The following is a 26,323-nucleotide window of genomic DNA, read 5'->3' as shown; positions in this document are numbered from 1 at the left end:
CTTTTGATACAGCCTCCTTATCAGAACTATTGAAACAAATCTCTGAACAGGTTATTGCCAGCCGGGCGTTTGAGTAAGTTTGAATCCTTTTTCCTCATATTGAATAATCTGAGACTGCCCTACAGGCGCCAGGTAAGATTTGTCTGTAAAAGGATTTCTGTTTTGCGCATTATCCACCATCCAGAAGCCTACTAACGAAGCAGCGTTACTACCATCATAAGTAATCACTGTGCCATCCAGCAGCTTAACTTTTGTTCTGCCAACATAGGTGGCCGTTAAATAAGCCGGAGCTTCGGCCTGCACATTTACCCACGGGCCAAGGAAATAATCCGGATTGGTGCTGAAGTCCATATTGCTTAGCTTTTTCCACCTTTTCAAATCTAAAAGCCTTGTATTTTCAAACACAAACTCCATTCTTCTTTCTCTGCGTATTTCCCATAGTAAAGATGGCACATCCGCATCTTTGTCAGGATCATTGGGCAATGCACTTAACATCAATGGTGCTGTTTGTTGCACACCTTTGTCGGCAGCCGCTGCATCAAGCGGTCGCAGGCGAATGGCATTAATGGATTTGTCAATATCCTCCTGGGTAACAGGGCTGCCGCCAAGGTATTCTGCCAATACCGCTTTTGCCTCTATCCAGTTTAATACCACTTCTGCCAGTCGCATAACAGGCGCATCACTTGTATTGGTATTGCTTCCCCACGCGGCAGGATAGGTTTTGCCTATATAAGTTATCGCGTCTCTTGATGCAAACTTAAAGCCATACAAAAGCGTAGCGGATGACGTAAGCGCTTTATCAACAAATGAGGCTTCAAAGCGGGGGTCTCTTGTTTTTACCAGATCGGCAATTGTAAAGCTTTCAGCATCAGGCACACCTGAGTTTTGCCATACTTTTCCATCATTGGCGATAAATGATTTAACCAGCACAAGGTTAGCATCCACACCTACCACCTCGGTGCCATTTTGATAGGAGCCTATACAATGGGTTACTGTTAATGCCGCATCATATACTCTGTATAACAACACCTCAGGATGGCCTGCCAGGCTTTCTGAAGAAAACAATGATTTGAAATCCCTTCCAAAATTATACTTACTGCTGTTCATCACTATCTCAGCGGCTTCTACCGCAAACTCGAGGTATTTTTTGGCTCTTGCGGCATCTAATCCGTGATAATGCTGATAAGTGCCTTCAAATAACATTAACCTTGAAATAAATGCGGCTGCTATGTACTTGTTTAAAAATTGTGCCCCGTCATTTTCACGCATATTGGTCAGCACGTATTTGAAATCCTCATATACATTATCCATCACTATTCCGCGGTCGTCCCTGTCTTTGTATAAGGCAGGTAAATCATCATCAGGTACCACCTTGTCAAAATAAGGAACTGCACCGAAAACACTTACCAATCTGCTGTACTCAAATCCCCTGAAAAAACGGGCAACCGCTGTCCAGTGTTTGTAAGCATCTTCCGAAATGTTAGGTTTAACTTTAGATTCAAGGCGTTCAAGTAGAATATTTGATTTTCTTACCCATGCAAAATTCCATGTTGGGCCGGCATATGTTTGCAACCACTCAGCGCCTTCGGCAGTAGATCCTCTTGATGTGGGTACACTGCTTTCAAAGTTAGACTGTACGTTTTTACCTGTAAGATCGTCTGAAAATGTATATCCTCTTACCGGTGTATAATCGGCGGTAAACGACGTATTGTATCCACTGAAATAATAGGAATAATAGCTATTGGTATACATGCGGATATCATCTTCATTTCGCCAGTATTGCCCGTCAACATAGCTGGTTAAAGGTGGGCGGTCGAGTATATTTTTATTACAACTTGCCAATAAAATAATTGCCGCCAGATTATATATTAATTTTATTTTCTTCATTATAATCAAGTTTAAAAGTTCAATTGAAGACCAGCGGAAAAGCTTTTAAAAGCCGGCACACCCGTACCTGTGCGACCCGAATTATAATTGGAAGTATTCCACATGGAATAGCCGCTTATACTTTCAGGATCAATAGGTAATCCTTTTAAATGATCCCAGGTTATAAAGTTCTCCAGCGCTATATATACTCTTAAGGTTGTTATATGTGCCTTATCGAGCAGGGGTTTGGGCAGGGAATAGCCGACTGTTAAATTTTTTAAACGCATATAGGCCATATTCATCAGGTACCTGTCCTGCACCTGCATATTATTGGCGGTATTGCTTCCGGCATTATTATAAGCTGCCGGGTAAAATGCATCCGGCGTTTCCGGTGTCCAGTAATTGCCTGCTATAGCTTCCGGCATGGCGCCATCTGAAGACTGGAAGCCGGGGATGCTTAAAAAGCCCTGCCCCCAGATCTTACGGCTGCCTACACCCTGAAAAAACACGCTGATGTCAAAACCCCTGTAATCCGCTCCTATTCTAAAGCCATACTCATACCGAGGATTGGAGTTACCAATTACCTCCAGGTCGCCGTGATCTTCCAGCGTACCTTTACCATTGTTGAGCTCTCCGTCGCCATTCACATCTTTAAACTTCACATCGCCGGGACCAAACCTGAAGTTGGCAGAATTTTGTAAAAATGCCTGGTAAACAGGTTTCTTCCCATCTGCTCCGGGGTTTAACTGGTAAACCTGTCTTCCTGCATACAGGGCAGTTTCTGCATTTGTCAATGTGATCAACACAGGATTGCCCGATCCGTCAAGCATAAAATCATCTTCCTGGTACAACCTGTCTGTACGATATCCCCATATTTCGCCTAAAACTTTGCCGTTATAATTTCCTGTAACCTGTGTGCCCGAGCCATAGGCTGTTAAAGTGGTTTTAGAATCAGAAAGATTACCACTGATGTTTATGCCCATTCCGTTTTCAAACCTGTGGTTGAAAGACAGTCCGAGATCCCAGCCTTTGGTTTTCAAAGAACCGTAGTTACTCTGTGGCGCACCTGTGCCAAACGTTAAAGGAATACCTTCTGCCGGCACGATCATGTTATTGGTATTTCTCTGGAAGATGTCAAAATTAACATTCAGCCTGCCGTCTAAAAATCCGGCATCTACTCCAAAGTTGGTAGTTAGAATATCCTGCCAGCGTATACTTGCAGCAACAGCGGCCGGAGAGCCAACATAATTTACCCTTGCCCCGTTGCCGCCGATCCATGTAGATTGCCCGCTGGGCATGATGGCTATATACAGATTATTTGGAACGCTTTGATCTCCGATAGAACCCCATGAGCCGCGGAACTTAAGAAAACTTAATACCGGACGGCTCCATTGCATAAATGTTTCTTCGCTGGCTATCCAACCTGCCGAAAAGGAGGGGAACCAACGCCACTTCAGATCTGTTGGAAATTTTGAGGAACCATCATAACGCAAATTGCCCTCCAAAAGGTATTTTTCTTTAAAGGCATAGTTGATACGACCAAAATAGCCTAACTGAGACTCCCATGCTTTATTACCATCAATCGTTTGGGTTCCGGTTCCAAATCTGAACTGTGGGTTGATAATATCTGAAAGATTAGTGATTTGCGAAGATTGCCATTCAGTAGTAGCCGTAACACGGTTAATACCGGCAATAAATTTGAGCCTGTGGTCAGTGCCCAGGTCAAGATTATACGTTGTGTACGCATTGATGGTATTGCTCGAAAAGTTTGTGGCAGTGCGGGCAAAATGATCGGGGTTAGCACCGTACGAAGTATACATGTCATAAGACAAATCATAAGCAGGGATAGCACCGGGGTCGGTAGATGACACTACCTGCCCGGCATCATTTACATACAGCGGGTTACCACCTGCATCAACTCTGGCCTTTGGTGCAACCCATGAGTTACGGGCAGTATACCTGGTTCCGGGCCGCTTCCACAGCTCCTCTTCGTTGGTGTTGGTATAGTCAAAATCTACCTTCCAGTTGCTTAATATATTTACGGTAGCGCCAAGACTTATATTTGTATAATTCTGGAGAATATTAGCGGTATTGGCTGCTGCCATTTCACTCACGGGGCTGCGGATGGGATCGCCGTTCTCATCATTGCCAAACGGGTATAAAGGTCCCCAGCGATACAGGTACAACCATGGGTCGGCAGTGGTAGAATTGGTTACATAAGGATATTCTTTATTTCTTTGCGAGTATAACGCTCCGCCACGAACGGTCAGGTATTTATTGATCTCGCTGGATATTTTAAGTGAAGCATTGTATCTTGTAAACTGGTCTTTTTTAGCCGGCTTTATCATACCGCTCTGATCCAGCAGTCCCAGGCCCAGGTTATAAGAAGTTTTACCTGTGGTAAGCCCGAATGAAAGATTGTGCTGCTGCGTAGGGGCCCATTCTTTTATCATATAATCGTAAGGGTCGTATGTGCGCACACCCATTTTCTGATTAGAGCCCTGCACAAACCAATCTCTTCCAAAAACCGTGGGATCATCTTTTCCTATTGTACTACCATAATTATCATCCCATGCAACTGCCTTGTCGTAGCTTGCCCTGTCTACGTAATAGAAAGCGCCTGTTGGCGTAAAAGTTCCTACCCGTTCTGCAGCGTCAACAGTATATTTCAATCCGTTTACACGCGCCATTTCCAGGTCTTTCCATACATTTTGCCAGGAAAAGTTATTTGTATAGCTCACCTGGGGTTTGCCGCCTGCAGCACCTTTTTTTGTAGTAATCAATATTACCCCGAAAGATGCTTTTGAACCATAAATAGAAGCTGCTGCCGCGTCTTTTAAAATGGTTATATTGGCAATATCATTAGGGTTTACCAGTTGTATGCTGGGTATTTCAACGTTGTCGAGCAATATTAGCGGAGAAGAGCCGCCCTGGAAAGAACCCATCTGGCCACGGATCTTGATAATAGGATCAGAGCCTATTTCACCGCTGGGAACTGTAACGCTTAATCCCGCTGCCCCGCCCTGCATAGCTCTGCCTACATCTGCTACGGGCCTGTTCTGTACAGATTTCTGTACATCAATAGTGGCAACTGCGCCGGTAAGGTTTCCCCTTTTTTGCGTGCCATATCCTACCACTACTACATCATCCAGTACATTATCTGCATTTTCCAGCTCAACACCGAGCGTATTGCCACTGGCGGATACTGTAAGAAAAGCGGTTTTAAAGCCTACGAAGGAAAAACTTAATCTTTGTCCGGCTTGTGCAGCAATGCGGAAGTTCCCGTTTTCATCGGTGATCGTATTGCTGTTGCTAGCAATATTGGTTACGGAAACGCCGGGGAGTGGCTCTTTTTCATTTTTAGATACAACGCGGCCGGTTATGGTCTTTTCCTGTGCCTGCAGCAACAGGTGGCAAAGTAAAATGCCGGTTAGGAGTAAAAAGCGCTGAATTTTGATCATAGCAATCGTTTTGGTTTAAAAATTAAGAAGCTCTACCTGCTATTTGTTATTCAACTGGTTTTCCAACCAGTATATTCCAGTATATTTTTAAAAGTCAATAATGGCAATTTTTGTTCGGGTACGGAGGATAAATAAACTATTGTTTCTTCTATGAACTAAAGCCCGGTTGTAAACCATCTTTCCGGGAACAGGCGGGCTTATAGAGCATAGCTATTGAATGAACAAGATAAAAATAAAATTGCAATAAAACGCAAAAAATAGAAAATAAATGCAAATTTTTATTTTAAAGCTGCAAAAAAATGCTTTTCAGCGTTGTTTCCTGTTTTCTATGGCTTTTCTTACATTTTTATTTTTTGAAATAAGCTGTTTTGCTGTTTTATGATCAACGTTCAGTTCTTTCATTACAATATTTACCCCTCTGGCTATGAGTTTATTATTACTGAGTTTCATGTCCACCATTTTATTGCCTTTTACCCTGCCTAATTGAATCATTATAGCTGTGGAGATCATATTGAGCACAAGCTTTTGAGCAGTTCCAGCCTTCATGCGGGTACTGCCTGTTACAAATTCCGGACCGGCAACAACCTCAACAGGATATTGCGCTGCCATTCCCAGCGGGGTGTTCAGGTTGCAGGTAATGCAACCTGTAAGCAATCCCAGCTTGCGTGCGCCTTCTACTCCGCCAATTACATAAGGTGTGGTGCCTGAGGCGGCAATGCCTATTACCGTATCTAATTTATCAATGGCGTATGCCTGCAGGTCGTCAAGCCCCTTCTGCCGGTTATCTTCGGCAAACTCTACCGCTTTTCTTATGGCGCCATCACCGCCGGCCATAATGCCAATAACCCAGTCTTCGGGAACGCCAAACGTTGGCGGACATTCAGATGCATCCAAAATACCCAGTCGGCCGCTGGTACCAGCGCCAATGTAAAAAAGACGTCCTCCCTTTTTCATCCTTTTTACAATAGCAGTTACCAGTGCTTCTATCTGAGCCATTGCTTTTGCTACTGCCAGGGGAACAGTCTGGTCCTCGCTGTTTATGCCCTCCAGTATTTCCTTTACCGACATCTTTTCTAATCCGTCGAAGCGTGAGGGCATTTCAGTTGTAAGCATCCTGTAATATGATTTAGATTGACATACCTTATTCTCTTATAAAATTGCACAAAGCTGCACAATACAAGTGTTAAACTATATAAAAATGGCAAATAATCAAAAAATAATGCAATAAAACGTAAATATTTACTTTAAAAAACGCATTCCAGCAGGTATAGCCGGTGGTTTTAGCCCGGTTTGCCATATCCTTTCAACAGCGTACCTTTGCTGCATACAATAATCAGTTATGAAATTCGGCGTAGTTGTTTTTCCCGGCTCCAATTGCGACAGCGATATGATTTATGCGCTGCGGGAAGATCTCGGTTATGAAGTAACAGAGCTTTGGCATAAAGATGAAGACCTGTCTGCTTTTGACACAACAGATTGTATTGTTTTACCCGGGGGCTTCTCTTTCGGGGATTATTTGCGATGCGGCGCCATTGCACGGTTCAGTCCTATGATGCAAAGCGTAATTGCTTTTGCTCAAAAAGGCGGAAAGGTATTAGGCGTTTGTAACGGCTTTCAAATATTATGCGAAGCCGGTTTATTGCCCGGCGTTTTATTGCGTAATGAAAACATGAAATTCGTTTGCAAAAATGTATACATAAAAGGAGAAGACGGGGTTCCGTTAAAAATTCCGTTGGCGCACGGAGAAGGCAGGTATTATGCAGATGAAAAAACGCTGGACCTGCTGGAAAGCAATAACCAGGTTATTTACAGGTATTGCAATGCATCGGGCGAAATAACCGCTTCTGCCAATCCAAACGGCAGCCTGCGTCATATAGCAGGCATTACCAATGCTGCCCGTAATGTTTTTGGAATGATGCCGCATCCTGAAAGGGCATGCAATGTGGCGCTTGGCAATACCGACGGTAGAAAAGTGCTGCGGGATTTATTGTTGGCCGAAAGCGCTGTTCCGGCTGGTTAATCTTTTGGGAAATATTTAAGTCTATTTATATGAGATTTGCAGCGTATCCGCGTTTTAAATCTTTTCATATTATGCGAAAAATTATACTGTTTATAGCCGTTTTGTTTTCCGTAAATACGCTTTTCGCGCAAAGCGGATCTGCCAAGATGGTGAACTGGATCTTTGCTTCTAAAAAGATAGCAGATGATACCTATGAAATCCGTTTTACGGCCGACATCAACGGCAGGTATCATATGTATGCACAGGATGTTGGTGTAGAAGGGCCGGTACCTACTTTATTCACGTTTACGCGCAATCCGCTTATTAGTATCAATGGTAAGGTTAAGGAAATGGGTAAAATGATCAAAAAGCACGAAGAAGTATGGGGCGGCGATGTGAACTACTATGAAAATAAAGTAGAGTTTGTGCAGGTGGTGAAATTAAAAAAGAAGATTAAAACCCATGTGGGCGGAACCGTGGAATTTATGGTATGTGATGATAAGGAGTGTTTACCGCCTGCAGAAGTTCCGTTTAAAGTAAATATCGGCGGGTAAAGCTGCTAAAAAATATTCAGGGTAAAGGGTCAGGAAATAAAAAAGGGGTTGTATAAAATATACAGCCCCCTTTTTATTTGAGTAGATGTGTTATAAGGCAATTTGTTTTTCCTGCATCATTTTCCGCAGGTTAATTAAACCATAGCGCATACGGCCCAGAGCGGTATTGATACTGCAATCGGTTAACGTAGCAATTTCTTTGAAACTTAATTCGGCGTAATGTCTTAAAATGATCACTTCACGCTGGTCTTCAGGAAGGCGGTCAAGCATTTCGCGAACACGGCCATGACTTTGACGCTGCATCATGAGGCGGTCAACACCATCTTCCGAAAAATTGATCACTTCAAAAATGTCGCGGTCATCGCCGGTTTTAATAGCGGGGGTACGCTTAACCTTGCGAAAATGATCTACACAAAGATTGTGGGCAATACGCATAGCCCAGGGCAGGAACTTTCCTTCTTCCGTGTAACGGCCACTACGGATGGTGTCAATAACCCTGATAAAAACATCCTGGAAAATGTCTTCGGCCAGGTACTTGTCCTTAACAAGAAGAAAAATGGAAGTGTAAATCTTGTCCTTGTGGCGGACGATAAGATTTTCAAGTGCGGACGCGTCACCACTCATAAAGAGGTGAATCAATTGCTGGTCAGGCAAATTGGTTAGGGATTTCATAAACTTCTACGGTTTTTAATGGTTGGGATTTTGATATCCCCAATAGCATAACAAGAGAAGTAGAAGTTAATACCAAATAGGCGGTAATGTTTTAAATTCTAGTTTCTTTCGTACGATATTGGGACTGCTAAAGTATTGCTTTTTTTCATATAACCAAATTTTCGTTAAATAAATTTCGATTAACATTTGAAAATCTTCGATAAACAGCAAAATATTAAATACTCCGCCTTGGAAACAATAATACCATTTCTCAAGCGCAGTTTATTTATTGACACATTGTTTAAGCTAAACAATTTAGTATTAATTTTACAGCACTTTTATGATAGCTACATCAGGAAAAAAGAAAAAGCCACTGGTACAGCGCAGTAATAATAATATTTTAATTAAAGGCGCAAGAGTACATAATTTAAAAAACATAACGGTTGAGATCCCCCGTAATAAGCTGGTGGTAGTAACAGGTGTTTCCGGATCCGGTAAATCGTCGCTTACTATTGATACCCTGTTTGCGGAAGGGCAGCGCCGCTATGCAGAAAGCCTCAGCGCATACGCCCGCCAGTTTTTGAACAGGATGAATAAGCCGGATGTGGACTTTATTAAGGGCTTGTGTCCTGCCATAGCCATCGAACAAAAAGTAGTTACCCGTACACCGCGCTCCACCGTGGGCAGTATGACAGAGATATATGATTACCTGCGCCTGCTGTTTGCCCGTATTGGTAAAACCATTTCACCGGTAAGCGGGGAGGAAGTGAGGAAAGATGACGTGAAGGATGTGGTGGAAGCCATTAACACACATAATACCGGCGATAAGATACTAATACTTGCCCCGTTCAGGCTGCAGGGTAAAAGAGATACCAGGGAAGAATTGAATATACTGCTGCAAAAAGGATTTTCGAGATTATATGTTATCCCGGGATCTTCCGGAGGCGAAATATTGCGTATTGAGGATACGCTTGAACAAAAGGATACAGAGTTAAAAAAGCGGTTTATCAAAAACTCTTCCGCAGACCGTATGTACATTTTGATTGACCGCATAGTGGTAAAGCCCTTTGATGAAGACGATATGCATCGTTTGGCCGACTCCGTTGGCACTGCTTTTTTTGAAGGAGAAGGAGAAATGATGCTTGAAGTGAATGGTGCAAAACAGCTGCCCTATTCTAACAGGTTTGAAAAGGACGGCATTACATTCGAAGAGCCTGTGCCCAATCTTTTTTCGTTTAATAATCCTTACGGCGCATGCCCCGTATGCGAAGGCTTTTCGCAGGTGCTGGGTATTGATGCGGGACTGGTAATACCCGACCCGCGGTTAAGCCTGTACGAAGGCGCTGTGGCGCCGTGGAAAGGCGAGAAGCTCAGCCGCTGGAAAGATCAGTTCATACGGGGCGCCAAATATTTTAACTTTCCCGTACATAAGCCTGTTATTGATCTTACCCCGCAGCAATATGATGAGCTATGGAATGGTAATGCCCATGCAAAAGGCATTAACGACTTCTTCAAAGAAGTAGAGCAGAACTTATATAAGGTACAATACCGGGTATTGCTATCCCGCTACCGCGGAAGAACCACCTGCCCGGAATGTAAGGGTTACCGGTTGCGGAAAGAAGCCTTATATGTAAAGGTTGATGGAAAACACATTGGAGAATTGTGCGAACTGCAGGTAAAAGACCTGAAACAATGGTTTGATGCACTGCGGCTCAGTGATTATGACCGGCAGGTTGCAAAGCGCGTGCTTATTGAAATTGAGCAACGTTTGCAGGTGTTGCTCGACGTAGGACTGGGTTACCTGAGCCTGAACCGCCTGGCCAACAGCATTAGCGGCGGAGAAAGCCAGCGCATTCAGCTCACCAGGAGCCTGGGCAGCAACCTCACCAGCTCTTTGTATATACTTGATGAGCCTTCTATTGGATTGCATTCGAGAGATACGGCACGGCTGATAAAAGTATTAAAAGAATTAAGGGACCTGGGTAATACCGTGGTGGTGGTGGAGCATGACGAGATGATGATGCGCGAAGCAGATCACATCATTGATATGGGCCCCCTGGCCAGTCATCTGGGTGGTGAAGTGATCGCGGAAGGCGATTATGACGCTATCATCCGTAACAAAGAAAGTCTTACCGGGAAATACCTCAAAGGCGAACTAAAAATTGAATCCCCCGCAACGGTTCGCAAATGGAAACGGTCGGTAACAGTGGAAGGCGCCCGCCAGCATAACCTGAAGAACATTACTGTTGAATTTCCATTGAATGTTTTATGCGTGGTAAGCGGCGTAAGCGGTAGCGGAAAAACCACCTTAGTAAAACAAATTGTATATCCCGCTTTAAAAAAAATAAAAGGGGAGTTCACAGAAAAAGTGGGTTTGCATAAGGTCATTACCGGCGATGTGGATCATATTACGCAGGTAGAGCTGGTAGACCAGAATCCTATTGGAAAATCATCTCGCAGTAACCCGGTAACCTATATTAAGGCCTACGATGAGATAAGGGATCTGTACGCCAAACAACCGCTGAGTAAAATAAACGGCTTTCAGCCAAAACATTTTTCTTTTAACGTGGAAGGCGGCCGCTGTGATGCCTGCAAAGGAGAAGGCGAACAGGTGGTTGAAATGCAGTTTTTGGCCGATGTGCATCTTACCTGTGAAGTTTGCAACGGGAAAAGGTTTAAAGAAGAAGTACTGGCGGTGACCTATAAAGAGAAAAATATTTTTGATGTATTGGAAATGAGCGTAGATGAAGCCCTTCAGTTTTTTAAGGAGCAGAAAGACATTATTACAAAATTAAAACCGCTTGCCGATGTGGGGCTGGGATATGTAAAGCTCGGACAATCGAGCGATACGCTTTCCGGCGGTGAAGCGCAGCGCGTAAAGTTGGCTTCCTTTCTGGGAAAAGGCAGATCGCAGGGGCATATCCTGTTCATTTTTGATGAACCTACCACGGGCCTGCATTTTCACGATATCAACAAATTGCTTAGTTCCTTTCGTGCATTAATAGAGCAGGGACATTCTATATGGGTGATCGAACACAATACCGATGTAATAAGAAACGCCGATTGGGTAATTGATCTCGGTCCGGAAGCGGGCGATGCCGGTGGCAGCCTTGTTTTTGCAGGCACACCGGCTGATCTGACAAAAGTAAAGGAAAGCTATACTGCAAAGTTTTTATAACAAAGCCGCTGTGCACAAAGCCGCTGTGCGAAGTCTCCGGACTTCGCACAGCTATGTTCCACCCAGGCTTAAACAAAACCGGTTTTTGCTTAAGCAGGCTTTTGCGGGACTTAGTCCCGTAAGAACATAAATGATACAAAGTCTGCAGACGTTGTATAGCCGCAATAACGTATAACCGCAATAACAGCATTTTATTACCTTCGCATCCAAATGACAGAAAAGATAATTATTCTTGACTTCGGTTCCCAGTATACCCAGCTTATAGCGCGGGCTGTACGTGAAGCCAGCGTGTATTGTGAAATTACTCCCTTTAATAAGCCCATCAGCTATACACCCGGATTAAAGGCCGTTATTTTATCAGGCTCTCCTTTTTCGGTAAACGACAGCAACGCGCCTTTAGTGGATATTGAAGCCATCAGTAAAAAAGTGCCGGTACTTGGCATTTGCTATGGTGCGCAGCTTACCGCCAAAACATTTGGTGGTAAAGTTGAAAAGTCGGAAAAAAGGGAATACGGCCGGGCCCTGTTAAAAGTTACACAGGAGGATGTGCTGTGGACGGATGTGCCTGTAGCATCGCAGGTATGGATGAGCCATGGCGATTCCATATTAGAAACCCCTGCCGGCTTTGAGCTGCTGGGAACAACAGATACTATACCTGTAGCCGCTTTCAAAAAAAATGGCAGTGATGCTCATATTATTTACGGGCTGCAATTTCATCCCGAAGTATATCATTCCACCTATGGCAAACAACTGATCCGGAATTTTCTGGTGGAAATATGCGGGTGCACCCAGGACTGGACGCCGGCGCATTTTGTAAGCGATACCATAGAAAACCTGAAAAAGCAGATCGGTAACCGCAGGGTAATTATGGCATTGAGCGGGGGCGTTGACTCAACAGTTGCCGCCACATTGATACATCAGGCCATTGGCGACAGGCTGTTTGGCATTTTTGTAGACAACGGTGTATTAAGAAAAGACGAGTTTGAACAGGTTTTGAAAACCTATAACGAAATTGGGCTGAATGTCAGAGGTGTGGATGCCCGTGACCGTTTTTACAGCAATCTGGCCGGCAAAACAAATCCTGAAGAAAAAAGGAAGATCATAGGCAAAACTTTTATTGAAATATTTGACGAAGAAGCGCATCAAATTGAAAATATAGGATTACTGGGTCAGGGCACTATATATCCTGATGTTATTGAAAGCGTATCGGTGCATGGACCGTCTGTTACCATTAAGTCGCACCACAATGTAGGAGGACTGCCCGAAAAAATGCATCTTGAGTTGGTAGAGCCGCTGCGTTACCTTTTCAAAGATGAAGTAAGAAAAGTTGGGCTCGAACTGGGGCTTCCCCTGGCCATGCTCTTCCGTCACCCCTTCCCCGGCCCCGGGTTGGCCATTCGCATACTGGGAGATATAACGCAGGAAAAAGTACGTTTGCTGCAGGAAGCCGACGCGTTATATGTTAAAGCTTTGCGATCTTTTGATTTGTATGATAAGGTATGGCAGGCGGGGGCTATTTTGCTTCCGGTAAAAAGCGTGGGTGTTATGGGTGATGAAAGAACCTATGAGTATACCGTTGCATTAAGAGCGGTTACTTCTGTAGATGGTATGACGGCAGACTGGGCGCATCTGCCTTATGAATTTCTTGCACATATCTCAAATGAAATTATAAATAATGTAAGAGGCATCAACCGGGTAGTGTACGATATCAGCAGCAAACCGCCTGCAACTATAGAGTGGGAATGATACGTCTTATGGTAAAGGTATACGCATGACTAAAGCCGGATTTATTTTTTTGAATATTTTACTGTGCCTGGCAAACCGTATGGCCGCCCAGGATAGCGCAACAATGCATCCTGTAATAAAAGTGCCCCGCATTGCTGTTTTCGCACCGCTGTATCTTGATTCGGCTTTTAATGCAGCAGGTAACTACAGGTTGGGGAAAACCATTCCACGCTATATGAGCACGGGCCTGGACTTTTACCAGGGAACGGCTTTCGCATTAGATTCATTAGATAAAGAAGGCTTGCAATTACAGGTTCAGGTGTACGATACCAAAAGTAAAACCTCTGTTTATAAGCTTGCAGACAGCGGCGTGCTGGATAGCGTTGATCTTTTGATTGGCGCCGTTAGTGGCAGCGAATACCTCGATCTTGCCACTGTGGCTAAGGAAAAACAAATCCCTTTTGTTTCCGCAACCTACCCCAATGACGGCGGCATCAGCGGAAACCCGTATGTGATTATCGTAAACTCCAGGCTAAATACGCATTTACAGGCGCTGTATAATTATGTTTTGCGTAATCACGGCACTAACAATATTATCATGTTCCGCAGGAAGAATGCGGCCGACGACAGGGTAACGGGAGTGTTTAAATCACTTAACGCATCTTCTTCCGGCCCTGTATTGAATATCCGCGAGGTTACATTGAATACAGGGGTTACTACCGAAAATATAGCAGCCGCATTAGATAAAGAAAGGGAAAACGTTATTATTTGCGGCAGCCTCGATGAAAGCTTCAGTAAAATGCTCATCTCATCCGTTTCCCCGCTGTCCGCCACTTATAAAATTACGCTGGTGGGTATGCCTACCTGGGAAGGATTTCGCGAACTGGGCGTTCCCGAGTTGAAAACTGTTTCCGTCATTTATTCTTCGGCCTTTTTTGATCCGGGACAAACAGATGCATGGGTAGCCCATTTTTCACAGCAGTACGCACAGGCTACCTACACCTACCCTTCGGAAATGGCATTCCGTGGTTATGAAGTGATGTACCTGTTTGCGCATTTACTTGATCAATACCAGGATAGCCGTTTACAGGATAACCTTTCCGATACGAACTACCGGGTACTTACCGGTTTTGATTTTAAGCCTATCCACCTGGGCAGGAATAGTACAACGCCTGATTATTATGAAAACAAGCGCATCTATATATTAATGCGGCTCAACGGTACGGTGTCGAAAGTAAACTAACTGCGCATATTTGACAATGGCTGTTTCTGAGCATATACGCGTTTAAAATACAATGACTATATTGAATACCATACGTTTTATTACTTCAGCAGTTATTTTTCTTTTTTTTAGCAATAGCATTGGTGCGCAATCCCGTGGGGAGTGGACTGCCGTTTTCAAAGATATAAATGATGAAGTGCTGCAACATTCCACCGCCTATACTAACCTGCAAACGGTTACCCAAAATATCGGGCACCGGCTTACCGGCTCTGCCCAGGGGAACAGGGCCGAAACCTATGCTTACGAACTTTTAAAATCGTATGGATTAGCTGTGCAATATGCTCCCTTTGAAGCGGAAAGCTGGAGCAGGGGTACGCTGTCTGTTATCATCAATAATAAAAACTACAAGGCAGTTTCGCTGGCACATTCTCCTGTAGAAGCAGCTATTTCAGGCAGCATAGCCGATATGGGTAATGGGTTGGAGGAAGATTACCTCAATCATCCCGGCGCAGCGAAAGATAAAATTGTTTTGGTTTCACTGGGTATACTGCCGGGATCAGCAGGCGGGTTACGAAATTTGCACCGGTCGGAAAAAACAGCTTTGGCTATCCGCTATGGGGCCAAAGGGATCATTTTCTTTAATTCCGCGCCGGGGAATATTTTACTTACGGGCACCGCATCAGTAACCGGTAAGCTAATCAGCATCCCGGCGATTTGCATAAGCAATGAAGATGGCATGCAATTAAAAAAGCAACTGCAGGCAACACCTGTCACTGCCAGCATTGCAATGACCAATTTTGCAGGTAAAATAAAAGCCCGGAATATAATTGCCACGATCAGGGGTAAAGTAAACCCCGCTGAAAAAATTGTGATCGGCGGGCACCTGGATAGCTGGGACCTGGCTACAGGCGCTATTGACAATGGTATTGGCGCCTTTTCGGTAATAGATATTGCCCGTACTTTTAAAGCATTGAACCTGCAACCCGAACGTACAGTAGAATTTGTTTTGTTTATGGGAGAAGAGCAGGGACTGCTCGGTTCAAAAGCGTATGTAAAAAATGTACTGCAGGAAGGCGCCGCGGAACAGATCAAATATATGCTCAACCTCGACATGTCGAATAATCCCAAAGGATATTCAGCCACTACCAGCGAGGATGAACCGCTTTTCCGGGCCATCGGCAGCATAGCAAAAACCATTGACACTTCGTTTTCCAATACATTCCGGTCAGGCTTCGGCCTGCACAGCGACCATCAACCTTTTATGCTCCGGGGAATTCCTGCCGGCAGTGTAGCGGGTAGCCTCAGCCGGGAGGCCCTGAACTGCTATCATGCCGATTGTGATGTTTTTGACCTCGTGAATGAGCAGGAAATGAAAAATACCATACGTTTCAGCGCCATGTTGCTGTATGGACTGGCAGACGCACCTGCGTTAAAGGCCAAACGTTTAACAGACGAAGAGTTAAAAGAGGCATTATTGAAAAGCAACCTTAAAGATGCTTTACAGATCTCAGGCGAATGGCGGTGGAAAGATTAAATAAAAAAGAGGCTGTCTCAAAAGAGCCGGTATAGAAGATATGCCACTAAGACGCAAAGTCCTGATCTGCCCATTTTATTTTCTTCGTGCCTCTACCTATCACAGGCAGGTTAACGACTTCGTGGCAAAATATTACTTTTGAGACAACCCCTTCGTTACTATTTTAACGTGAATTTTGGATGTTCGGAAACGAAAATCAGTTTGTAATTGTTCTTTTTCTGAATATTTACCACATAGAAGCATAGACGTACATAGTTGTTAATATACCCTCTGTTTTCCTATGACCCTATTGTACCTATGTGTTGAAGATAACAAACACAGGAAACACCTCCTGGCACACAAAGAAAAACCCATATCGTGTTTTAATGTCAATGAAATCTATGTTCCGGTGTTTCTCCTGTGTGATTCAATAAGATCCAGAGCTTACGTTATTTTAAATTGTCATACCTGAATATCGGATCAACCCTGCTGCCGGCTTTTAATTCCATAACAGGATTCAGCAATCCGTCTTTCAATCCGTATACCCATCCGTGAAGATCAGGGGCCTCCTGTTCTTTCCACGCGTTTTGAATGATGGTTGTTTCCGATAACCTTACTACCTGTTCCATTACATTGAGCTCCGCCAGCCTGTCGCTCCTGGCATCCATGTCTTCAATAGCATCTAACGCCTCCCTGTTGTGGCGGTACACATCCTTAAGACCGCGGAGCCACATATTTAATAATGCTTTGTAATCGTTATTAGTGATAGCCGCTTTAACCCCGCCGCAACCATAATGGCCACAAACCACTATATGTTTTACTTTTAAAAAATTCACCGCGTAATCCAGCACGCTCAGCAGGTTGATATCCGTATGAATAACCATGTTGGCAATATTGCGATGTACAAATATCTCGCCTGGCTGGGTGCCTGTAATTTCATTGGCAGGCACCCGGCTGTCGCTGCAGCCTATCCATAAAAATTCCGGCGTTTGCACTTCAGACAACCTTTGGAAATAATCAGGATCCATTGCTATTTTCTCGCTTGCCCACGCTTTATTTTCGAGTAATAATTTTTCGTGCGATTTCACTGTAGTTTTTTTTAAGGTTAATAATGTAAAAGGATTGCCCGGCATATTGTTATACTGTTATTGCCGTTCTTTTGTTTTGGGGCTGGTTCAAAAGTTCAGCATCAAACCCATAATCTTTAACAGCATTGGTTTTAAATTCCACCTTAATATTTTTTTTATGCGACTCCCGGGTGAAATTGTCTATCATTTCTACAATATCCCTGTCAATAAAATCGGCACGGGTTGCATCAATTAATACGCTTGAATGTTCAGGAACAGCATCCAGCCTGCTTTTTATACCTCTCTTATTTAAAATGGAGACATCTTTCCGCAAGCGGATAAGATAATTATTATTATCGTTTACAATAAATACTGCTGTTTTAAAATTGCTGCGGGCAGAGAAAAACAACCCTATGGCTAAGCCTGCGAGCACACCCACGAGCAGGTCGGTAAATAAAATAATAGTAATAGTAGCCACAAATGGTAAAAACTGGTCCCAACCTTTACGATAGAAAGATTTGAAGAGGGATGGTCCGGCCAATTTATAACCCGTGTAAATAAGAATAGCTGCCAGTGCCGGCAAAGGGATGAGGCCTAATATCCTTGGTATAAAAGCCACGCTGAGCAAAATAAAAAACCCATGATAGATAGCAGACATTTTTGTTTTGGCGCCGGCATATACATTAGCCGAAGAACGAACAATAACGCTGGTTAACGGTAAACCGCCTATCAGTCCGGATACGATATTACCCACGCCCTGTGCCTTTAATTCCCTGTTGGCAGGCGTTATTCTTTTTTGTGGATCAAGATTGTCTGTAGCTTCTATACCCAGCAACGTTTCAAGACTGGCTATCAAAGCCAGCGTAACTCCGGAGATCCATACCTGCTTGTTGGATATATTACCCCAGTCGGGGAAAGTAAAAAAAGAGAAAAACTCCTTCGCCGAAGCAGCAACAGGAATATTAACCATTTGTTCCTGCCCGAGAGTATACGCCACGCTTTGCCACTTTATAAACTCATTAATACCTACGCCCAGCAATACTACCAGCAATGGAGCGGGAATCAGCTTCATCCAGCCGCCTTTTTTTGCTACCAGTGTGCCCCACAAAAACTGGAACGCCAGGCAAACTACGCCAATGAATATGGCCACGGGTGTTATAGCATTCAGCGAATGCCAGATTCCCGTAAAGGTATTTTCACCGTTAGGCTGTAAAAAAGCCTGATCGCCTTCAAAATCCCGGTTGTATCCGATAAGATGCGGTATCTGCTTCAGAATTAGAATAATTCCGATAGCCGCCAGCATACCTTTTATCACGCTTTTAGGAATATAATCTCCTATAACGCCGGATTTGGCATACCCCAATATTAATTGAAAAACACCGCAAATAACTACCGACAGCAGAAATGCTTCAAATGAAGGAAGCATCACAATGGCTCCGGCCACAATAGCTGTAAGTCCGGCTGCAGGACCACTCACACTTAACTGCGAACCGCTGAGCGTACCTATAATAATGCCGCCAACTATACCCGCAATAATGCCACTGAATAGTGGGGCATTGGAGCCTAAGGCAATTCCGAGGCAAAGCGGCAAGGCCACTAAAAACACTACGATGGAAGCACCAAAATCACCCGGAATGCTTCTTACATATCTTGTAAAATGATCTTTCATAATTTATAACAATTAAATAACAGAAATCGGAGCAGGGTTTTCCCCGCTCTGCAACAAATAGTTTTGTTTTAAGTGCAGGTATCCCACCTGCACAACATGAGTTGGCGCCGGGTTAAGCCCGGGATTAATACAACAAAATAAAACCAGCGTGCTTATCATTTAATGGCTTGCATTATACAATAATGCGGCAGTTAAAGACAAGCTGTAATGGTTATAGAATGGTAGAAATGAAATAAGGAGATTATGCTTCCGGAGGAGGGGAGATCAGTTCTCCGTAATAAGCGATATATATAACCGAACCAGCGTGGTTGCTGTGTTCAAGACCGGGCGTATTGAATTCAGAAAGCGTTAATGCTTCATGTAAATATTCTGAAAAAGTATTCGAACTGCATTTTTCTTCATTGAGGCCGGAAAATGGATTTGTATTTTCTTCTGCTGTTTGATTAACAACGCCGGATGATTTGCTGTTTAGCTGTTGCTGAAAGTCCAGGATAAGCGGAGCACTCACGGTAAGCCACAATAGCGTAAAGATCATAAGAACCGCCGATATATGATGCTTTATCTTATATGTTTTGTTTGCTGGCATGTACCCGTCAAAGATAATTGAAATGATTAAAACTATACTAATATTTAAAAAATGTTAACGGTTTGGTATCATAGTGTGGTATAAATCTGTTTTGTTTTAGGAGAGCCGTTTTATTGCAGGGATAGTTAGCCCTGGTGGGATGGTTTGAAGTGTCGGAAAATCAGCTTTTTCCTGTAGGTTTGCGCTTAAACTGTAGATAGTGAAATTCAAATCTGTTATTTTTCTCACATTAGCAATACTTATTATTGATCAGGGTTTTAAGATTTGGATAAAAACCAATTTTTACCTCGGTGAGGAGAAACTCATTCTCGGTTCATGGTTCCGGCTCCATTTTATTGAAAACGAAGGCATGGCTTATGGCTGGAAACTGGGGGGAGAATGGGGCAAGATTATTCTTACTTTATTCAGACTTTTTGCCGTGGTATTCGGTACTTATTATATCCGGCATATCATTAAAGAAGGCTATCACAAGGGTTTTATCATTTGCGCAACCTTAATTTATGCCGGCGCCATTGGCAACCTGATAGACAGCATGTTTTACGGACTGATATTTGAGAACAGCGGGGATATATTTAATCCGTATGTATCGGCAATTTTTCCTGAAAAAGGCTATGCCGGCTTCTTACATGGACGGGTAGTAGACATGTTATATTTTCCCATTATTACCGATGCGCATTTCCCGCAATGGGTGCCTTTTTGGGGAGGAGAAGACTTTGAGTTCTTCAGACCCGTTTTTAATATTGCCGATGCTTCCATTTCCATTGGCGTTATAACGATCCTGTTATTTCAGAAACGCTTTTTTGAGCAGAAAAAGAAGGAGCAGCACCCAACGGTAGAGACCAACACTACCGTAAATGATGAAGTGCAGGTATCGTAAATACCTGTACGCTGAATAATTGATATGCGGATACTCCAATTAGTATGCTCCATTGTGGTGCTTTGCGCTCTTTTTACATCCTGCAAAAAAGAGTTTAGTCACGAAAATGCAACCGGCGGCCCTCCCCCCCTGGGTAATGATTGTTCTATTGTTACGGTTACACCCTACGATTCGGCTTCAGGCCGGGGATACGGTTCCTTTCATATTACCACCGGTGTTAATAACCTTGCCCATAAAACAGAATGGTATGACAGCACTTCCGGAACAGTAAGCTATCATGCAGATTTTACCTATAGCAATGACACCATGAGGGTTAATAAAAACGAATTTTTTGTACTGGATGGTTCCGGGCGGGTAAAGGAGTTTCATACCCTGGAAAACCCGCTGGATACAAGCTCTGAACGCTATAAGTATACGTATGCATACGATGCAGACGGACAGTTGCACAGCAAGCAATGGTTTCTGCCCGCATACAGTCCTGACGTTCCATTTTTTACATACAAATATGACTGGATAAATGGCAACCTTGTTGGGTTGGAAGTAAATGAGGCTACCGGCGACAAAAGATTGGCATTAAGCGCGGAGCTCAGCTATAATGATGCTAAAACGGTGAAAAATTTTTTATACTTTTTTCCCGATGCGCATGAACTGGCACTTTACATATTTTCAGTAAATATGGGGAAGAAGTCAAAAAATCTCCTGGAAAAAATCGCAGTTAAGATATATGATGCCGATGGCAATGAAATACAGGCCTACAATACGGAATATAAAAATTATAAATTTTCTTCTGACGATTATGTTACTGAATTATATGCTTCGGGCGATATTGTAGACGGCTTACCTTTAGTAGACGGACTCACAAAGTTTGAATATCAATGTAAATAATAAGGATTACCGGATTGTACTTTTACAAAAAAACCCTCCTGAACAGGAGGGCTTTTTTGTTACAAAGTTGCCGCCAGGTTGTGAAATCAATCGGCAGGCTTTGTTATGGGTATGGATTAAGCGGCCGTGGAATTAGCACAGCCATAGGGTACAATTAAGGCGCAGGTTTTACAAAATCCTGCAGGTGATGATGGGTTAGGGAATAAGAATATAAATCCGTTTGTGATTGTCATACCTGAGATACTTAAACGGAGCACAGATCAAAATATTTTTGCTGTTTTTTTCTTGCATTTTAATAAAAAAAATTCAGCCTGGTTAAATGCTTCATTATGTTAATCTTGCAGGTAATTTCTACTGCCGGCGGCAGAGTTTATCAAATGGTAATTTAATTTTTCTGTTGAATTACCGCTTCAAATACAATAACGGCATACCATGCAATTATAATTTGCATGTATTATTTCCGGGTGTAAATACTAATCTTATCTAATGTCCGTTTTAGAAATACTAACTGTTTCAAAAAATATTTAGCACCGTCTTTTTTCTCATGTTGTAGTTGGTTTAAGCAAAAGGCATCTCCCGTGTGGTGAGATGCCTTCTTGCTATAGCGGAAAGCTATCAGCTTTCAGCAAAACTTGTAACCTGCGCCATGTAACTGCTATAGCTTCACAATCCATTCCAAACTTCTGCCTATCCCTGGTTGATTTCCCCCACCATGTTAGCGGGTTGTACCCATTCATCAAATTGTTCGGGTGTAACATACCCCAGCTTAACCGCCATGGCTTTTAAGGTAGTGCCTTCCTTATGCGCTTTTTGAGCAATTTCGGCGGCTTTATAATAACCGATTTTTGTGTTTAATGCCGTTACCAGCATCAGGGAATTGTTTACATGCGCTTTTATATTCGCTTCAATGGGTTCAATGCCTGTGGCGCACCGGTCATTAAAGCTTACACATCCGTCGCCGATCAGCCTGGCGCTGTGTAAAAAATTATAGATCATAACCGGCTTAAAAACATTTAATTCAAAATGCCCCGTTGCTCCGCCAATATTAATGGCCACATCATTGCCCATTACCTGTGCCGCTATCATGGTTAAAGCTTCGCATTGGGTAGGGTTAACCTTACCGGGCATAATGGAGGAACCCGGCTCATTATCGGGGATGAAAATTTCGCCTATCCCGCTCCGTGGCCCTGAAGAAAGCATACGGATATCATTCGCTATTTTCATCAGGCTCACCGCAATTGTTTTTAAAGCGCCGTGCGATTCTACGATTGCGTCATGCGCGGCCAATGCTTCAAACTTATTTTCCGCAGTTATAAAAGGCAGTCCGGTTAAAGCCGCAATATGTTGGGCTACGTTTCCGGCATAGTCTTTTGGCGTATTGATCCCTGTACCCACTGCGGTACCGCCCAGGGCAAGTTCACTTAAATGAGGTAAGGTGTTTTTAATGGCTTTTAGCCCATGATCTAATTGCGACACATAACCGCTGAACTCCTGTCCAAGGGTTAATGGGGTGGCATCCATAAAATGTGTGCGTCCTATTTTTACCACCTGCATAAACGCTTTGCTTTTAGCTGCCAGCGTATCTCTCAGCTTTTGTATTCCCGGAATGGTAAGCTCTGCAAGGATCTTATATGCTGCAATATGCATTGCGGTTGGAAAGGTATCGTTGCTTGACTGTGATTTGTTGACATCATCATTAGGATGTAAAAACTTTTCCCTGTTATCCAGCTTGCCGCCATTCAATACATGCCCGCGGTAGGCAATTACCTCGTTAACATTCATATTACTTTGCGTGCCACTGCCGGTTTGCCATACCACCAGGGGGAAATATTCATCTAATTTGCCGGCTAATATTTCGTCACACACCTTACCGATAAGCATTGCTTTTTCCTGTGGCAGAATCCCTGCTTCAAAGTTGGTAACAGCCGCCGCTTTTTTAAGATACGCGAATGCAGTAATGATTTCCTTCGGCATGCGGTTAATATCCCGGGCGATCTTGAAATTATCAATGCTTCTTTGTGTTTGTGCGCCATAGTACGCATGAGCGGGAACTTTTACTTCTCCCATTGTGTCTTTTTCTATCCTGTAATCCATAGTAGTATGCTGCTATTTTAGGGAAATTATAAAATCAGTTACGAAGCGGATGCGTTCTTCCGAACGCTGCAAAATTACAGGTTTACGGGTTTATTGGCAGGGCTGCGTTATTTTAGTGGTATCATACCCTGGAAAATCATTCCCGGAAATTATTGGCAATCATCCCGGTAAGCCTTTTGTATTGTTAGCCCAACAAAGTTTATTCGATCCTTCCAGGGCGCCGGAAGGAAAGCATACCGCATGGGCCTATTGCCATGTGCCCAATGGCTCTGTAAAAGATATTGGTCAGTTGTTTACCCGGCCTGCATTGCGTCTTTCGCCTTACCGCACTTCAGCAAAAGGTATGTACATCTGCTCGTCTTCTACCCCACCGGGCGGAGGGGTACATGGCATGTGTGGCTATCATGCGGCAAGACGTGCATTAAAAGATATATTCAATATTAAAGCCCCTTAAATACCGGCTGCCTTTTTTCGAGGAAAGCGGCAGCGCCTTCTTTCGCATCGGCGGTATCAAACAGCTCCCCGAAAATATTTATTTCCAGTTCGTAGCCATTTTTGTGTTCATCAAAAACGGCGTTGGCCGCTTTTATGCATCCTGCTACTGCCAATGGCGCTTTGGTATTGATAAGTTCGGCGACCGATAAGGTTTTATTCATCAGATCTTCCTGCGGAACCACATAATTCACCAATCCATATTGCAGGGCAGTGCCGGCGTCAATCATACTACCGGTCATCAGTAATTCCATAGCCCTTCCTTTACCGATGAGTTGTGTTAGCCGCTGGGTACCTCCATAGCCCGGGATCAACCCCAGGTTAACTTCGGGCTGGCCGAATTTGGCATTATCGCTGGCAATGCGGAAATGACAAGCCATAGCCAGCTCACAGCCGCCGCCTAATGCAAAACCATTTACGGCAGCTATAACCGGTTTGGAACAATGTTCTATTTTATTAAACACCTGTATTTGGCCTTTTTCGGCCATTACTTTTCCCCCTTTGGTATCAAGCGCGGCAAATTCACTAATATCTGCCCCCGCAACAAAAGCTTTGGGGCCGCTACCGGTAATGATCACAGATCTTATTTCCGCATTATTGTATACGTCGTCCATTGCCCCACTCAACTCTTGTATCACTGTTTTGTTGAGCGCATTCAGCTTGTCGGGGCGGTTGATGGTGATGATAAGTGTATGGTTGTGAAAAGACAGGGATAACGTTTGCATAAAATTTATTTAACGGTCTATCAATTTTAGGCAGGTAAAGGTAGGATGCTTTATTGGCAATGCGGTATCAGGTATCAGCAAAATATACTACCGGGAAACTACTGTAAAGTCAGGCAAATCATGTCTGTATATTATCGTGAAAAGGGAGAAAACAAAGGTGGAAGGAAGTGAACTGACAATAGTTAATAGTGCATTCACTGCTCACCATTCACACCGCTCACCCTTCACGTTTGACATAGCACTACTTCACTTCTTCAAAATCTATGTATTCTCCTACGGGTGATTTGCGGGCAGACTGTTGCTGCGGGGAAGGCGAGCCGGCAGACGGCTGTTGCATATTATTATCCTGCATGCGCTGCTGCATTTCATCGAACTGCTTTTTTATTTGTTTACCCGTTCTGAAAACAGGAAACAAAAAGCCCGTAATAAAACGGTAAAGCACATAACCAAGAAGTATGTATAAAATATATTTCATTACAGGGAACGAAGTTAATATTTTTCTCATTTCTTACCCATACTAAGATGTTAAAGAAAATGCAGGAAGCTGCCAGCCCGGCCTAACGGACAGACGGCATGCAGGCCTGTCTGCCATGGCTGATAAAATTCGAATGGAATATTCAAATCTGAAATCCGGGAATTGTCTCACCGCGCAACATTCATCCCATCGTTAGCAGTTCTCACCTGTGCTCACACCTGATACCTGATACCCGAATTACTTTTTACATCTATATTTGCGGAAAGAAATTTTCAGGAGGCTTTGCATAAGCCACTGAATCTGTTGAAGTTCCTGCACCGATCCAACGGCGCACCCGGTTTCGCGTACGGCATTCAATCCGGTACGATATATGCTCAGGTGGCGGCTATGAACAGGAACCCATTTGCCGGTTACAAAAAATGAATTTGTGACTGAGGTGGCGAAGCTATGGGAAATGGGGAGGCCCTTTAAAAAATATTACGCATCATTCAGGTCAGTTTAAGGTCTCGTAACAACGTTCAGGTCCGAAGCAGAAAGTTCTAAATCCGAAGACAAATGCAGCCACAAACTAAAAACCATAAACTCACCTGATACCTCTTCGCCCGGCAACGATAAATCAAAAACAATAACCATACCTATCAGTCTTGTCTTTTCCACCATTAACTAATCATGAACAACAACACTAAAAATAAAAAATGGTACGCCGTATATACCAGGCCCAGGTGGGAAAAAAAGGTATATGCCCTGTTACAGGAACAGGAAATAACGGCGTACTGCCCTTTGAATAAGGTAAGAAAAAAGTGGAGCGACCGCTACAAAATTGTGCATGAGCCCCTGTTTAAATCGTATGTTTTTGTGCAGGTGGAAGAAAATGAAATGACAAAAGTAAGAATGGTTAGCGGGGTGGTGAACTTTGTGTACTGGAACGGCAAACCCGCCATTATAAAAGAGGATGAGATCCATACCATCAGGCGGTTCCTGAATGAATATGAGCATGTTGAGGTTGAATCCGTGGTATTTACCCCCAACCAGCGGGTAAAAATCATGAGCGGCGTACTTATGGATAAGGAGGGCATTGTGATCCGGTCAGATAAAAACAAAGTGCAGGTAGTATTAGAAAGTCTTGGCTTCAGGCTGACAGCCAAACTGAGCAGTAATGAAATAAGGCCGATATAAAAAGGCAAAGCATACATTACTCTCATCGCGTAACAAACTGCGGTTATAGAAGTCTGAGATCCGAAGCGAAATGCAATCTCAAACTTTAATCCTTCAAAACCAAAACCA

20 protein-coding genes are annotated in these 26,323 nt (G+C 43.5%); 10 read left to right on the top strand and 10 right to left on the bottom strand.

Going from position 1 to position 26,323, the window contains the following annotated elements; translation table 11 throughout:
- Positions 1-51 precede the first annotated feature (51 nt).
- The 3 genes from PLE34_RS02005 to murQ form a co-directional block, all read right to left on the bottom strand.
- Complete coding sequence (locus PLE34_RS02005) at positions 52-1,887, bottom strand: RagB/SusD family nutrient uptake outer membrane protein (RefSeq protein ID WP_324553703.1); 1,836 nt, start codon at positions 1,885-1,887, stop codon at positions 52-54.
- An 11-nt stretch (positions 1,888-1,898) separates the two neighbouring features.
- Positions 1,899-5,327, bottom strand: coding sequence for a SusC/RagA family TonB-linked outer membrane protein (locus PLE34_RS02000; protein ID WP_324553701.1), 3,429 nt, complete (start codon positions 5,325-5,327; stop codon positions 1,899-1,901).
- A 306-nt stretch (positions 5,328-5,633) separates the two neighbouring features.
- Positions 5,634-6,440: an N-acetylmuramic acid 6-phosphate etherase gene (murQ, locus tag PLE34_RS01995; RefSeq protein ID WP_324553699.1), complete on the bottom strand. Its 807-nt coding sequence runs from the start codon at positions 6,438-6,440 to the stop codon at positions 5,634-5,636.
- A 226-nt stretch (positions 6,441-6,666) separates the two neighbouring features.
- Here murQ and purQ point away from each other — a divergent pair, with 226 nt between their 5' ends.
- Positions 6,667-7,347, top strand: coding sequence for a phosphoribosylformylglycinamidine synthase subunit PurQ (gene purQ / locus PLE34_RS01990; protein WP_324553697.1), 681 nt, complete (start codon positions 6,667-6,669; stop codon positions 7,345-7,347).
- Positions 7,348-7,418: 71 nt separating this feature from the next.
- Positions 7,419-7,880, top strand: coding sequence for a protein-disulfide reductase DsbD domain-containing protein (locus PLE34_RS01985; protein ID WP_324553695.1), 462 nt, complete (start codon positions 7,419-7,421; stop codon positions 7,878-7,880).
- Positions 7,881-7,970: 90 nt separating this feature from the next.
- Here the strand turns inward: PLE34_RS01985 and PLE34_RS01980 are convergent, their stop codons facing one another.
- Positions 7,971-8,552 (bottom strand): RNA polymerase sigma factor, encoded by a 582-nt coding sequence (locus PLE34_RS01980; protein WP_324553693.1) that lies wholly within the window; start codon positions 8,550-8,552, stop codon positions 7,971-7,973.
- Between the two features lie 319 nt (positions 8,553-8,871).
- On the opposite strand from PLE34_RS01980, the gene uvrA reads away from it, so the two are divergent.
- The 4 genes from uvrA to PLE34_RS01960 all read left to right on the top strand — a co-directional run bounded on the left by uvrA (position 8,872) and on the right by PLE34_RS01960 (position 16,190).
- Positions 8,872-11,709, top strand: a complete 2,838-nt coding sequence (uvrA, locus tag PLE34_RS01975) for an excinuclease ABC subunit UvrA (protein ID WP_324553691.1) — start codon at positions 8,872-8,874, stop codon at positions 11,707-11,709.
- A 210-nt stretch (positions 11,710-11,919) separates the two neighbouring features.
- A complete protein-coding gene (guaA, locus tag PLE34_RS01970) occupies positions 11,920-13,455 on the top strand; it encodes a glutamine-hydrolyzing GMP synthase (RefSeq protein WP_324553689.1) in 1,536 nt (511 codons plus the stop codon).
- A 25-nt stretch (positions 13,456-13,480) separates the two neighbouring features.
- Positions 13,481-14,677, top strand: coding sequence for an ABC transporter substrate-binding protein (locus PLE34_RS01965; RefSeq protein WP_324553687.1), 1,197 nt, complete (start codon positions 13,481-13,483; stop codon positions 14,675-14,677).
- Between the two features lie 52 nt (positions 14,678-14,729).
- A complete protein-coding gene (locus PLE34_RS01960; protein WP_324553685.1) occupies positions 14,730-16,190 on the top strand; it encodes a M20/M25/M40 family metallo-hydrolase in 1,461 nt (486 codons plus the stop codon).
- Positions 16,191-16,618: 428 nt separating this feature from the next.
- Here the strand turns inward: PLE34_RS01960 and PLE34_RS01955 are convergent, their stop codons facing one another.
- The 3 genes from PLE34_RS01955 to PLE34_RS01945 all read right to left on the bottom strand — a co-directional run bounded on the left by PLE34_RS01955 (position 16,619) and on the right by PLE34_RS01945 (position 19,491).
- Positions 16,619-17,257 carry a carbonic anhydrase gene (locus PLE34_RS01955; RefSeq protein WP_324553683.1) on the bottom strand — a complete coding sequence of 213 codons (639 nt, stop codon included), beginning with the start codon at positions 17,255-17,257 and terminating at the stop codon, positions 16,619-16,621.
- Positions 17,258-17,306: 49 nt separating this feature from the next.
- Positions 17,307-18,905: a SulP family inorganic anion transporter gene (locus PLE34_RS01950; RefSeq protein WP_324553681.1), complete on the bottom strand. Its 1,599-nt coding sequence runs from the start codon at positions 18,903-18,905 to the stop codon at positions 17,307-17,309.
- Positions 18,906-19,146: 241 nt separating this feature from the next.
- Positions 19,147-19,491 (bottom strand): hypothetical protein, encoded by a 345-nt coding sequence (locus tag PLE34_RS01945; protein ID WP_324553679.1) that lies wholly within the window; start codon positions 19,489-19,491, stop codon positions 19,147-19,149.
- Between the two features lie 199 nt (positions 19,492-19,690).
- On the opposite strand from PLE34_RS01945, the gene PLE34_RS01940 reads away from it, so the two are divergent.
- Together PLE34_RS01940 and PLE34_RS01935 are read left to right on the top strand one after the other, a co-directional pair.
- Entirely contained in the window at positions 19,691-20,368 is a 678-nt protein-coding gene (locus PLE34_RS01940; protein WP_324553677.1) for a lipoprotein signal peptidase, read from the top strand.
- Between the two features lie 24 nt (positions 20,369-20,392).
- A complete protein-coding gene (locus PLE34_RS01935) occupies positions 20,393-21,253 on the top strand; it encodes a hypothetical protein (protein WP_324553675.1) in 861 nt (286 codons plus the stop codon).
- 687 nt (positions 21,254-21,940) lie between these two features.
- Here the strand turns inward: PLE34_RS01935 and fumC are convergent.
- The gene (fumC, locus tag PLE34_RS01930; RefSeq protein WP_324553673.1) at positions 21,941-23,347 is read right to left on the bottom strand and encodes a class II fumarate hydratase; all 1,407 of its coding nucleotides are present in this window, start codon (positions 23,345-23,347) and stop codon (positions 21,941-21,943) included.
- A gap of 49 nt (positions 23,348-23,396) precedes the next feature.
- Between fumC and PLE34_RS01925 the strand changes: the two genes are divergently transcribed.
- Complete coding sequence (locus tag PLE34_RS01925; RefSeq protein ID WP_324553671.1) at positions 23,397-23,801, top strand: phytoene desaturase family protein; 405 nt, start codon at positions 23,397-23,399, stop codon at positions 23,799-23,801.
- On the opposite strand, the gene PLE34_RS01920 is transcribed toward PLE34_RS01925, so the two are convergent.
- Positions 23,788-24,564 carry an enoyl-CoA hydratase/isomerase family protein gene (locus PLE34_RS01920; RefSeq protein WP_324553669.1) on the bottom strand — a complete coding sequence of 259 codons (777 nt, stop codon included), beginning with the start codon at positions 24,562-24,564 and terminating at the stop codon, positions 23,788-23,790. The genes PLE34_RS01925 and PLE34_RS01920 overlap by 14 nt on opposite strands.
- Before the next feature lie 241 nt (positions 24,565-24,805).
- Complete coding sequence (locus PLE34_RS01915) at positions 24,806-25,039, bottom strand: hypothetical protein (RefSeq protein ID WP_324553667.1); 234 nt, start codon at positions 25,037-25,039, stop codon at positions 24,806-24,808.
- 669 nt (positions 25,040-25,708) lie between these two features.
- On the opposite strand from PLE34_RS01915, the gene nusG reads away from it, so the two are divergent.
- Positions 25,709-26,215, top strand: a complete 507-nt coding sequence (gene nusG, locus PLE34_RS01910; protein WP_324553665.1) for a transcription termination/antitermination protein NusG — start codon at positions 25,709-25,711, stop codon at positions 26,213-26,215.
- The last annotated feature ends 108 nt before the right edge of the window (positions 26,216-26,323 follow it).

This window comes from Agriterribacter sp. (assembly GCF_035445465.1).
In the GTDB taxonomy this organism is placed as follows: Bacteria; Bacteroidota; Bacteroidia; order Chitinophagales; family Chitinophagaceae; genus Agriterribacter.
The sequence above is the reverse complement of the archived record's forward strand: the minus strand, read 5'-3'. Positions and strand labels throughout refer to the sequence as shown.

Excerpts from the sequence above, each read along its gene's own strand:
- PLE34_RS02005 (WP_324553703.1), bottom strand. The coding sequence starts at position 1,887 with ATGAAGAAAATAAAATTAATATATAATCTGGCGGCAATTATTTTATTG.
- PLE34_RS02000 (WP_324553701.1), bottom strand. The coding sequence starts at position 5,327 with ATGATCAAAATTCAGCGCTTTTTACTCCTAACCGGCATTTTACTTTGC.
- murQ (WP_324553699.1), bottom strand. The coding sequence starts at position 6,440 with ATGCTTACAACTGAAATGCCCTCACGCTTCGACGGATTAGAAAAGATG.
- purQ (WP_324553697.1), top strand. The coding sequence starts at position 6,667 with ATGAAATTCGGCGTAGTTGTTTTTCCCGGCTCCAATTGCGACAGCGAT.
- PLE34_RS01985 (WP_324553695.1), top strand. The coding sequence starts at position 7,419 with ATGCGAAAAATTATACTGTTTATAGCCGTTTTGTTTTCCGTAAATACG.
- PLE34_RS01980 (WP_324553693.1), bottom strand. The coding sequence starts at position 8,552 with ATGAAATCCCTAACCAATTTGCCTGACCAGCAATTGATTCACCTCTTT.
- uvrA (WP_324553691.1), top strand. The coding sequence starts at position 8,872 with ATGATAGCTACATCAGGAAAAAAGAAAAAGCCACTGGTACAGCGCAGT.
- guaA (WP_324553689.1), top strand. The coding sequence starts at position 11,920 with ATGACAGAAAAGATAATTATTCTTGACTTCGGTTCCCAGTATACCCAG.
- PLE34_RS01965 (WP_324553687.1), top strand. The coding sequence starts at position 13,481 with ATGACTAAAGCCGGATTTATTTTTTTGAATATTTTACTGTGCCTGGCA.
- PLE34_RS01960 (WP_324553685.1), top strand. The coding sequence starts at position 14,730 with ATGACTATATTGAATACCATACGTTTTATTACTTCAGCAGTTATTTTT.
- PLE34_RS01950 (WP_324553681.1), bottom strand. The coding sequence starts at position 18,905 with ATGAAAGATCATTTTACAAGATATGTAAGAAGCATTCCGGGTGATTTT.
- PLE34_RS01945 (WP_324553679.1), bottom strand. The coding sequence starts at position 19,491 with ATGCCAGCAAACAAAACATATAAGATAAAGCATCATATATCGGCGGTT.
- PLE34_RS01935 (WP_324553675.1), top strand. The coding sequence starts at position 20,393 with ATGCGGATACTCCAATTAGTATGCTCCATTGTGGTGCTTTGCGCTCTT.
- fumC (WP_324553673.1), bottom strand. The coding sequence starts at position 23,347 with ATGGATTACAGGATAGAAAAAGACACAATGGGAGAAGTAAAAGTTCCC.
- PLE34_RS01925 (WP_324553671.1), top strand. The coding sequence starts at position 23,397 with ATGCGTTCTTCCGAACGCTGCAAAATTACAGGTTTACGGGTTTATTGG.
- PLE34_RS01920 (WP_324553669.1), bottom strand. The coding sequence starts at position 24,564 with ATGCAAACGTTATCCCTGTCTTTTCACAACCATACACTTATCATCACC.
- PLE34_RS01915 (WP_324553667.1), bottom strand. The coding sequence starts at position 25,039 with ATGAAATATATTTTATACATACTTCTTGGTTATGTGCTTTACCGTTTT.
- nusG (WP_324553665.1), top strand. The coding sequence starts at position 25,709 with ATGAACAACAACACTAAAAATAAAAAATGGTACGCCGTATATACCAGG.